At 34.9% G+C, this 3598-nt stretch carries 3 protein-coding genes, 1 pseudogene and 1 riboswitch; of the genes and pseudogenes, 1 reads left to right on the plus strand and 3 read right to left on the minus strand.

What is annotated here, in order from left to right; all coding sequences use genetic code 11:
• Positions 1-30: 30 nt before the first annotated feature.
• From AB3X49_RS19500 to AB3X49_RS19510, 3 genes are all read right to left on the minus strand, one after another.
• Positions 31-801 (minus strand): DNA alkylation repair protein, encoded by a 771-nt coding sequence (locus AB3X49_RS19500; protein WP_367964154.1) that lies wholly within the window; start codon positions 799-801, stop codon positions 31-33.
• A 33-nt stretch (positions 802-834) separates the two neighbouring features.
• Positions 835-1140, minus strand: coding sequence for an iron-sulfur cluster biosynthesis family protein (locus AB3X49_RS19505; protein ID WP_367964156.1), 306 nt, complete (start codon positions 1138-1140; stop codon positions 835-837).
• Between the two features lie 119 nt (positions 1141-1259).
• The gene (locus tag AB3X49_RS19510) at positions 1260-2726 is read right to left on the minus strand and encodes an amino acid permease (RefSeq protein WP_016091686.1); all 1467 of its coding nucleotides are present in this window, start codon (positions 2724-2726) and stop codon (positions 1260-1262) included.
• A gap of 112 nt (positions 2727-2838) precedes the next feature.
• A riboswitch (Lysine riboswitch) is annotated at positions 2839-3031 on the minus strand.
• A gap of 384 nt (positions 3032-3415) precedes the next feature.
• On the opposite strand from AB3X49_RS19510, the pseudogene AB3X49_RS19515 reads away from it, so the two are divergent.
• Positions 3416-3562 (plus strand): annotated as a pseudogene (locus AB3X49_RS19515) (GNAT family N-acetyltransferase); the annotation flags it as partial.
• Between the last annotated feature and the right edge of the window lie 36 nt (positions 3563-3598).

Genomic DNA, 3598 nt, shown 5'->3' on the forward strand with positions numbered 1-3598 from the left:
CATATAGATTGTTGCTTTCTTTACAAATACTTAAAAACAAAAATCTTTTGGTAAAGTGCCATTTTTTATCACCGTTCTTAATCCATGTTTCATAATCCAAGGATTAACAGGATGGTTTTTATCGAGTAATTCTCGCAACCATCGAAAAACGAGTTCTTTATCTTCTTTCGTAATATCATTAATGTGATTGGCTACAGATTTTTGAACATAATTAGAAGGGTCATTCATTAATGGCTCAAGAAGCTTTAAATTATTTCTGAAGTCACCTTTCAAAGCTCCTATTTTTTTTGCCCAAGGAAGTCTTGGCCTAGTACCTTCTGAAGCTAATCTTCTAATGTGGCTGTTTTCATCACGTAACCATTGCTGCAATATGTCCAAGGTTTCTTCATGGTATTTTTCAAGATAAGGACGAATGGCATATTCAGCAGTATTTCTTTTTGTTATTTCATACATTGCGTTGAATGAGGAGTCAAAATCGTTAAGCCCATATTTTTCAACGTATTTTGCGATAGGCATATACATATAACCCTTTGTAAATGTGCCGACTTCTGTTGTATTTTCTGGTCCTAATGTTTTCAGTAATATATGTATTGCTTCATTAAAATCTTTTTGTAATGCATTGTGTAATTCATCTGCTATTACTTCTATACGTTGCTTTAACTCTAAATTTTCAACTTTATATGTTACGGAATCTACAAAATTTTTTTTAGAGAAATTAGGAATGTGTTTAGAAATAGAATCAGCCATTTTTTCTGCTAATTCTTTGTTAAATAAAAATTTTAACGGAACATATTTACCCATTTTTTCACCCCATTGGTCGGATAAAAACAATGTTTATTTTTTAATCGACAATCCATACACCAAAGTCTCACTAGGAGTCATAATACTAAAACCAGTCGTCTTATAATCAAGTTTTAACGTATCACCAGTGTAGTCTGTCGCGAATGAATCCATCTGTACAATAAGCAGTTCATCTTTATATACAACATCATCCGCATTATATGTATCCCAAATTAAATCAACATCAACAAAAATACTACAAGAGTTTGTCATTGTTCCTCTAATGCGAATGATCTTTTTGTCTTCACGTTCTAGTCTATGTATAGCAGCTTTTGCTTCATCAGTAATACGAATGTTCATGTGATCCCAACCTTTAAGTGTATTTACTTTATTATTGCAAAAAGATAAGAAATAGGGAAGTAAATGGAATTGTAATAAAAAAACGAGCAAACAAATTTGTTTGCTCGTTTTGCTATACTCTATTTCAGTTCACATTTATCAAGTGGAATGACTTTCGTTTTCTTAGTAAATTTATAGCCTAACCATAGTACTAAGAAGAGTGGTAAACCGATGTAAGAAACGAGTACACCGTTCCAGTCGATAGATGCTCCCGTAAATGCTCCGTAGTTTTGACCTAAAATAACGATAACACAAAGTGTAAATGCAAAGATTGGACCGAACGGGAACCATTTTGCTTGATATGGTAAATCTTTCAAATCTTTCCCTTGTGCAATATAAGCTTTACGGAAACGGTAATGACTAATAGCAATCCCGACCCAAGCAATAAATCCTGACATCCCAGAAGCATTTAATAACCAAATGTATACAACACCGTCACCGAATAAAGAAGCGATGAAAGCGACGCTACCAACTACTGATGTTGCGATTAATGCGTTAACAGGTACACCGCGGCTATCTAATTTCCCTAAGAACTTTGGTGCTTTTCCTTGGCGAGCTAAATCCCAAAGCATACGAGTTGATGCATACATTCCAGAGTTACCAGCAGAAAGTACTGCAGTTAAAATAACAGCGTTCATAACAGAAGCAGCGAAGGCAACGCCCGCTTTTTCAAATACAAGTGTAAATGGACTTACTGTAACATCACTTGCTGCAAGGCTTTCAGTCGTATAAGGAATTAATAAACCGATAACGAGAATTGCTAAAATGTAGAATAATATAATACGCCAAAAGATAGAACGAATTGCTTTTGGAATATTGCGTTCTGGATCAGCAGTTTCACCAGCAGCTACTCCTAATAATTCAGTTCCTTGGAATGAGAAACCAGCAGCCATAAATACACCGATAATTGCCATGATGCCGCCATTAAATGGTGCATCTGCAACAGTGAAGTTTTTAAAGCCGACAGATTCGCCGCCCATAATTCCAAAAATCATCATAAAACCGACAATTAAAAAGATAATAATAGTAACTACTTTAATAAGTGCGAACCAATATTCAGATTCACCAAAACCTTTAACAGATAAATAGTTTAAGAGAAAAATAATAGCTAAACAAAGTCCACTCCAAATAAGAGAAGGGGTATCTGGGAACCAAAATTTCATAATTAATGTTACGGCCGCTAGTTCAGCTGCAATCGTAATCGCCCAGTTATACCAATAGTTCCATCCAAGTGCAAAACCAAGTGATGGATCAACAAATTTTGTTGCATAAGTACTAAAAGATCCAGTAACAGGCATGTAAGCCGCGAGTTCTGCTAAGCTTGTCATTAAAAAATAAACCATAATTCCAATTGCGGCATATGCGACTAATGCACCGCCAGGACCAGCTGAATGGATAACACCACCACTGGCAAGAAATAATCCGGTACCAATTGTACCACCGAGAGAAATCATCGTAAGGTGACGAGATTTTAATCCGCGTTTTAATTCACCTTGTCCTTGTGTAGTTTGCGTTTTAGAGGTAGATTGATTTGTTGCGCTATTCATGTTCAACACTCCTTTTCTTGTAGGTTAGGAAGGAGCGGGGGAGAAAAATACAAAAAACCGCCAAAGGAATTAGGCGGAACGTTTCACAAATAACCACCCCATCATACCCTTCCGTTAAGATAGCACACCACGTTTACACGGTAATTTTGTAAACGTGACAGTTCTGTTCCTTTCGGAGACAGCCCCAGCTCATATTTCCAGAGAAGAAATATAAACTTCGGCAACTTTTCCTTTCAAACGGAGTCAGTGACATTCGCTGTGTCTCGTCCATTTTACTTTTAAAAGTCGCAACCTCTACCTCATCGGATTGATGAGGATTTATATATTGCTAAGATATTTAATATATGGCAATTGTAATGACTTTCTGAATATATTGCAAGGAATTTTGTTAGGAAAAGTCAAAAAATATCGGTTATTGTATAGGAAACGCTTGCATAACTCCACCCGAACCTACTATTATGTAGCAATAAGCAAAGAAAAAATTGTTATACAAATGTTTCGCAAAAAATATTGAAAAACCCTTTAAAATTAAAAGAAAATTCAGAAAATATAATTCGACATAACTATCAGAAGGGGATTATTCCTTAAATTCGTTTCAAAGAATAAGTATAAATTCGATAAATAGAATGAATATTCTTTTTATTTCTGATAAAATTGAGGTATTGTTTAATTGAAAAGGGGATATCATTATGAAATTAGAAACGGAAAGATTATATATAGTACCGTGTACAGAAGAATGGATTCAAATTGCGAATAATCAAGGATACAATAGTGGCCCACATATTGTAGGGCATATAGAAAATGTAAAACGAGATGTAGCTCCATTCGTGTATTGGAGAAATTACATATGAAAAGAGTAAATAGTACTGAAA

This window comes from Bacillus sp. C30 (genome assembly GCF_040838255.1).
Taxonomy (GTDB): Bacteria; Bacillota; Bacilli; order Bacillales; family Bacillaceae_G; genus Bacillus_A; species Bacillus_A mycoides.